At 43.5% G+C, this 7114-nt stretch carries 7 protein-coding genes; 6 read left to right on the forward strand and 1 reads right to left on the reverse strand.

Annotated features, from left to right (window positions below; genetic code table 11):
* Positions 1-66 precede the first annotated feature (66 nt).
* The 6 genes from V7Z64_RS10535 to sufB all read left to right on the forward strand — a co-directional run bounded on the left by V7Z64_RS10535 (position 67) and on the right by sufB (position 5763).
* The gene (locus tag V7Z64_RS10535) at positions 67-411 is read left to right on the forward strand and encodes a carboxymuconolactone decarboxylase family protein (protein ID WP_297987186.1); all 345 of its coding nucleotides are present in this window, start codon (positions 67-69) and stop codon (positions 409-411) included.
* 180 nt (positions 412-591) lie between these two features.
* Positions 592-1371: a Fe-S cluster assembly ATPase SufC gene (gene sufC / locus V7Z64_RS10540; RefSeq protein WP_003398317.1), complete on the forward strand. Its 780-nt coding sequence runs from the start codon at positions 592-594 to the stop codon at positions 1369-1371.
* Positions 1372-1389: 18 nt separating this feature from the next.
* Positions 1390-2691 (forward strand): Fe-S cluster assembly protein SufD, encoded by a 1302-nt coding sequence (gene sufD, locus V7Z64_RS10545; protein ID WP_297987187.1) that lies wholly within the window; start codon positions 1390-1392, stop codon positions 2689-2691.
* Complete coding sequence (locus V7Z64_RS10550) at positions 2691-3911, forward strand: cysteine desulfurase (protein ID WP_297987188.1); 1221 nt, start codon at positions 2691-2693, stop codon at positions 3909-3911. Before sufD ends, V7Z64_RS10550 begins: the two co-directional genes overlap by 1 nt.
* A complete protein-coding gene (gene sufU, locus V7Z64_RS10555) occupies positions 3901-4341 on the forward strand; it encodes a Fe-S cluster assembly sulfur transfer protein SufU (protein WP_297987189.1) in 441 nt (146 codons plus the stop codon). The genes V7Z64_RS10550 and sufU overlap by 11 nt, the downstream gene beginning before the upstream one ends.
* Positions 4342-4365: 24 nt before the next feature.
* Entirely contained in the window at positions 4366-5763 is a 1398-nt protein-coding gene (gene sufB / locus V7Z64_RS10560; RefSeq protein WP_297987190.1) for a Fe-S cluster assembly protein SufB, read from the forward strand.
* 62 nt (positions 5764-5825) lie between these two features.
* Here sufB and V7Z64_RS10565 read toward each other — a convergent pair whose 3' ends face one another.
* Complete coding sequence (locus V7Z64_RS10565) at positions 5826-6986, reverse strand: site-specific integrase (RefSeq protein WP_297987191.1); 1161 nt, start codon at positions 6984-6986, stop codon at positions 5826-5828.
* Positions 6987-7114 lie beyond the last annotated feature (128 nt).

Raw genomic sequence — 7114 nt, forward strand, 5'->3', positions numbered from 1 at the left:
TCCATTCGGGCGTCCTTTTATATTTTCTCGAAAACGACGCATGATAAAAAGGAAGGAGGAGTGCATATGTCGATGGAACAATGTTTACACGAATATAAGCAAGGGCTAGGCATGTTCACGCAACAAATGCCTCATGTTGGACGAGCGTTTAATGCATTTACGGAAGCTTGTTTTGCTGAAGGAGCGTTATCAAAGAAAGAAAAACAGCTCATTGCACTAGCGATTAGTGTCGCTAAACAAGATGAATATTGTACCATTTATCATACGAAAGGGTGCATCGATGAAGGGGCGACAGAGAAAGAAATATTTGAAGCGTGTGCTGTCGCATCTGCTTTAGCTGGAGGGGCGACGATGAGTCAAGCGGTCACGCTCGTCCGACAATGTGTCAATGAATTTACTCGCATGCATTAAAGGGTAGGGATTCCCTACCTTTTTTACATATGTGATAAAACGAGCAAACTTTTGAAACAAAAAAGTATCAAAATGCTTGCAATAAGGTTGCTAATACTTTTCATCTGTTATAAAATTGTAATGAGAATAAAGTGAGAATTACGTTTTTATGAACATAAGTGAAACTGGAGGTATTTTTTTATGGCAACATTAACGATTAAAGATCTTCACGTTGCAATTGACGGGAAAGAAATTTTAAAAGGGGTTAACCTTGAAATTAAAGGCGGCGAGTTCCATGCGATCATGGGACCGAACGGAACGGGAAAATCGACATTATCGGCGGCGATTATGGGCCATCCAAAATATGAAGTAACAAAAGGGAGCATTACATTAGACGGTGAAGACGTATTAGAAATGGAAGTAGATGAGCGTGCTCGTGCGGGTCTCTTTTTAGCCATGCAATATCCGAGCGAAATTAGCGGTGTAACGAATGCTGATTTTCTTCGTTCAGCGATTAACGCACGTCGCGGGGAAGGGAATGAAATTTCATTAATGAAATTCATTCGTCAGCTCGATGAAAAAATGGCATTTTTAGAAATGAATCCAGATATGGCTCACCGCTACTTGAATGAAGGGTTCTCGGGCGGGGAGAAAAAGCGGAACGAAATTTTACAACTTATGATGTTGCAGCCGAAAATTGCTATTTTAGATGAAATTGACTCTGGTCTTGATATCGATGCATTAAAAGTTGTCGCAAAAGGTGTAAATGACATGCGCAATAGCGACTTTGGCTGTTTAATCATTACGCATTATCAACGATTGTTAAACTACATTACACCAGATTACGTACACGTCATGATGCAAGGACGTATCGTCAAATCAGGCGGTCCAGAATTAGCCCAACGTCTTGAAGCAGAAGGATATGATTGGATTAAAAGAGAGCTAGGCATTGAAGATGAAGTCGTTGAGCAAGAAGCGTAAGCGTTAGGAGGATTTAGGATGATTGAGACGAAACTACCATTCGACCAACAGTATGTGCGCTCATTTTCTGAAGGGCGCGGAGAACCGGACTGGCTTTTAAACGTTCGCTTACAAGCTCTTGCGCAAGCGGAACAATTGCCATTACCGAAGCCAGACAAAACGAAAATCGATCGTTGGAACTTCACACAATTTTCTGTTCATCTCGTTGAAAGCGCGCCACTTTCTTCGCTAGAAGAGCTACCTGAACAAGTAAAAGTGCTCATCGATATAGCTGAGGAGCAAAAAAACGTATATGTGCAGCGCGATCATACATGTGCATACGTATCGCTTGCTGATGAATTAAAAGAAAAAGGTGTTATTTTCACAGACTTAGCAACAGCTGTCCGCGAGCATAGCGAGCTTGTACAAAAATATTTTATGGACGGCGTCAAAGTAAATGAGCACCGTCTCACTGCCCTTCATGCGGCGCTTGTCAACGGTGGAGTGTTCGTATATGTGCCAAAGCACGTTCAAATCGACGTTCCTTTGCAGGCGGTATATGTGCATGAAAAAGCGGAAGCGCTGTTTAACCACGTCATCATTGTTGCTGATGTCGGAAGTAAAGTGACGTACGTTGAAAACTACATTTCAACATGCGAACGTTCGCAAGCGATCGTCAACATCGTTGCGGAAGTGTTCGCGCTTGACGACGCCCACGTATTTTTCGGTGCGGTCGATAGTTTAGCGAAAGGGACGACAACGTACGTGAACCGTCGCGGAATCACAGGTCGTCATGCGCGCATTGAGTGGGCGCTCGGCTTAATGAATGACGGGAATACGATTTCAGAAAACGTGACGCGCCTCATTGGTGATGGGTCACTTGGGGATACGAAAACGGTCGTTGTGGGCCGCGGTGAGCAAGTGCAAAACTTTACAACGAGCGTGATTCATTACGGCAAGCATACGGAAGGATACATTTTAAAGCACGGTGTCGTGAGAGATGAAGCGACATCGATTTTCAACGGGATCGGAAAAATTGAACACGGTGCGTCGAAATCAAACGCTGAACAAGAGTCTCGCGTGCTCATGTTAAGTCCAAAAGCGCGCGGGGATGCGAACCCGATTTTGTTAATTGATGAAGATGATGTGACAGCAGGCCACGCCGCATCTGTCGGTCGTGTTGATCCGACGCAACTATATTACTTAATGAGCCGCGGCATTCCGAAAGTAGAAGCTGAGCGATTAATTATTCACGGCTTTTTAGCACCTGTCGTTAATGAAATTCCTATTGAGCGTGTGAAAAAACAATTAATTGAAGTGATCGAAAGGAAAGTTAAGTGATGAACGTAAAAGAACTTCGTCAACTATTCCCGATTTTAGATCAACAAGTAAACGGTAAACCGCTCGTTTATTTAGATAGCGCAGCGACGTCACAAAAGCCATTGCCAGTCATTGAAGCGATTGACAACTATTATCGTCAATACAATTCAAACGTTCATCGCGGTGTGCATACGCTCGGTACGAAGGCAACCGACGCATACGAAGGGGCGCGCGAAAAAGTGCGCCGCTTCATCGGTGCTGCTTCGATGGAAGAAATTATTTTTACACGCGGGACGACAACAGCCATTAACCTCGTGGCAGCTAGCTATGGACGAGCGAACGTTCGGGCAGGCGACGAAATCGTCATTACGTACATGGAGCATCATAGTAACATCATCCCGTGGCAACAAGTGGCTAAACAAACAGGTGCGACATTAAAATATATTCCGCTTCAGCCTGACGGAACGATTCGTATAGAAGATGTGGAACAAACAGTCACGCCAAACACAAAAATTGTTGCGGTCATGCACGTATCAAACGTGCTCGGCACAATCAATCCGGTGAAGGAAATTGCACAAATTGCCCATAAGCACGGCGCTGTCATGGTCGTCGACGGAGCACAAAGCACGCCGCATATGAAAGTGAACGTGCAAGAGCTCGATTGCGACTTTTATGCGTTTTCTGGGCATAAAATGTGCGGACCGACAGGCATTGGCGTGTTATATGGCAAAAAACATTTGCTTGAGCAAATGGAGCCGGTGGAATTTGGTGGGGAAATGATCGATTTTGTCGGCTTGTATGAGTCAACATGGAAGGAGCTTCCATGGAAATTTGAAGGCGGTACGCCGATTATCGCAGGAGCGATCGGGTTAGGAGCGGCAATCGATTTTCTTGAGCAAGTAGGTTTACATCATATTGCCGAACATGAACATCGCTTGGCGCAATATGCGCTTGAACAACTTTCCACTATTGAAGGATTAACCATCTACGGTCCGAAAGAACGGGCAGGGCTTGTGACGTTTAATATTGATGGGGTGCATCCGCACGATGTTGCCACTGTTTTAGATGCGGAAGGCATTGCGGTGCGAGCTGGCCATCATTGTGCGCAGCCGCTTATGAAATGGTTAAACGTGATGGCGACTGCACGGGCAAGTTTTTATTTGTATAACACAGAAGAAGAAATTGATATACTCGTTTCAGCATTAAAGAAAACGAAGGAGTATTTTAGCTATGTCTTTTAATAGCCATTTAGATACGTTATATCGGCAAGTCATTATGGATCATTACAAAAACCCGCGAAATCGTGGGGTATTGGAAGGCGAGCACGTCGATATTAACATGAACAATCCGACGTGCGGAGATCGTATTCACTTAACGTTGAAAGTAGAAGATGGGAAAATTGTTGATGCTAAGTTTGAAGGAGAAGGTTGCTCCATTTCGATGTCATCTGCGTCGATGATGACGGAGGCGATTAAAGGAAAAACGATTGAAGAAGCGTTTAAGCTGTCGACTATTTTTTCAAATATGATGCAAGGAAAAGAGTACGATGATTCGATTGATTTAGGCGACATTGAAGCGCTTCAAGGGGTATCGAAGTTTCCGGCGCGCATTAAATGCGCGACGTTAGCATGGAAAGCGATGGAAAAAGGGTTGAATGAGCAGCAAGGATAGTCATAAAACAAGGAGGCGAACGAGATGGCGAAAAAAATGCCAGAAATCGGTGAATATAAATACGGTTTCGCCGATAAAGACGTATCTGTATTCCGCGCTGAGCGCGGATTAACGCGTGAAATTGTTGAAGAAATTTCACGCATGAAAAATGAGCCAGAGTGGATGCTTGAATTTCGCTTGAAAGCGTTAGATATTTTTTACAGTATGCCGATGCCGCAATGGGGTGGCGATTTATCAAGTTTAGATTTCGATGAAATTACGTATTACGTCAAGCCATCAGAAAAGTCCGGTCGTTCATGGGATGAAGTGCCTGAAGAAATTAAGGCGACGTTTGATAAGCTTGGCATTCCAGAAGCAGAACAAAAATATTTAGCTGGGGTATCCGCACAATACGAATCGGAAGTTGTATATCACAACATGAAAGAAGATTTGGAAAAGTTAGGTGTTATTTTTAAAGATACAGACTCTGCTTTAAAAGAAAATGAAGAGTTGTTCCGCGAGCATTGGGCGAAAGTCGTCCCACCGACAGATAATAAATTTGCAGCCCTCAACTCAGCTGTTTGGTCTGGCGGTTCATTTATTTACGTTCCAAAAGGTGTAAAAGTAGATACGCCATTGCAAGCATATTTCCGCATTAACTCGGAAAATATGGGGCAATTTGAACGGACGCTCATCATCGTCGATGAAGGGGCGCACGTTCATTACGTTGAAGGCTGTACAGCGCCTGTCTACACGACAAACTCACTGCATAGTGCGGTCGTTGAAATTATCGTGAAAAAAGGAGCATATTGTCGTTATACGACGATTCAAAACTGGGCAAACAACGTCTTCAACCTCGTTACAAAACGCGCCGTATGCGAAGAAAACGCAACGATGGAATGGATCGACGGAAATATCGGTTCAAAATTAACGATGAAATATCCAGCCGTCATTTTAAAAGGAGAAGGGGCGCGCGGTTTGACGCTTTCGATTGCGATTGCAGGTAAAGGTCAACATCAAGATGCTGGTGCAAAAATGATTCACCTAGCACCAAACACGTCGTCGACGATCGTCTCTAAATCCATTTCAAAACAAGGCGGAAAAGTAACATATCGCGGCATTGTCCATTTCGGGCGAAAAGCGGACGGTTCTCGCTCTAACATCGAGTGTGATACGCTCATTATGGATAATCAGTCAACATCTGATACAATCCCATACAATGAAATTTTAAATGACAACATTTCGCTTGAACACGAAGCGAAAGTATCGAAAGTATCGGAAGAACAACTATTTTATTTAATGAGCCGCGGCATTTCCGAACAAGAAGCGACAGAAATGATCGTCATGGGCTTTATTGAGCCATTTACGAGAGAATTGCCAATGGAATACGCGGTTGAAATGAACCGTCTCATTAAGTTTGAAATGGAAGGTAGTATTGGATAACCTTGATAAATAAAGGGTTTAGCGCTCCGTTGTGGGCGCTTCACCCACAATTCACCCACAATTCATTTCTTTTCGGTGTACCGCTGATACAACTCCAGTGCCTCATCCTCAATTTTTTGAGTCACATGGAGGTACGTATCAGCGGTCATTTTTATGCTGGCATGCCCTAATCGCTCGGAAACATATTTGATATTTGCCCCAGCCTCCAAAAGATGCACGGCGTGGCTATGACGCAAAGCGTGTGGTGATAACACAGGAAGCCCTGCTCGTTTACATACTTCCTTGAAATATTCCCTTACGACATTTGTTCGCAGCCAACGACCGTCATGTTGGTGAAAGACGATATTTGTTTCTGGTGGTCGGTAGTTTGGATACATTAAATACATTTCTTTACGGTTTAGGCGGTGTTTTTTCAATAAATGAACAGTCACATCGTCTAGTTTAATCGTCCGCAGACTCGCTCCTGATTTTGGAGTGGAAAGATAGGGTGTCGAGTTCATCGGATACACTAGCGTTTTGTTCACCGTGAGCGTTTTATTTTCCAAGTCAATGTCATCCCACGTCAATGCCAACGCTTCCCCGATCCGCAAACCTGTCCGTGCCAAAAGAGTAAACAGCACATAATACTGAATAGAATGCTGATATTTGGCGTGCTTTTGGGTTTTTTTCACTTCTTCTAAAAACATTTCTAACTGTTCACGAGTAAAATACTTCAATTCTTGGTTTTTCTCTGTTTCTTTCGGGATCGTAATTTTTACGAGCGGATTTTCGCGTAAAATGCGAAACTCATGAACTGCGTCATGGAGTGCTGAACTCATTAGGCTATGAATGCGCCGAACAGTCCCTTCGCTATAATGCTGTCTTAATTCGTTAATCCATTTTTGGTATTCAACTCTGGTAATTTCTTTGAGTTTGTAGTTTCCCCATCGTGGAAGAATATTGAGCCGAACATTTCTCTCTTGAAGAGAATAGGTGATTGGCTTGACGTTTGGTTTTTTGTACACCTCGAGCCATTTTTCAAAATACACGTCTACTTTTTCATTGCCGTCCTCAGAGAAACCGTAATATTCGATTTCCATTTCTGCTTGAGCGGCGGCTAATTGCGCCTCCTTCTTCGTTTTAAACCCGCGTTTTGACTTCTCTTTGTACTTCCCTGTTGCTCTGTCTTTGTAGCGAATGCGATATTCCCATGTTCCGTTCTCATGCTTACGGAAGCTTGGCATGTTATCGCCCCTCCTCTGAGTTTTCAATGGAAAAACAAGCATGTTTCGCGCTAACTAAAAAGAGCAACCATCCGCGTTGCTCTTTTAAATTTTTGACGTCAAAAATTTAATACGACCTTTTTCAGTTT

This window comes from Anoxybacillus sp. (assembly GCF_036834105.1).
GTDB lineage: Bacteria > Bacillota > Bacilli > Bacillales > Anoxybacillaceae > Anoxybacillus.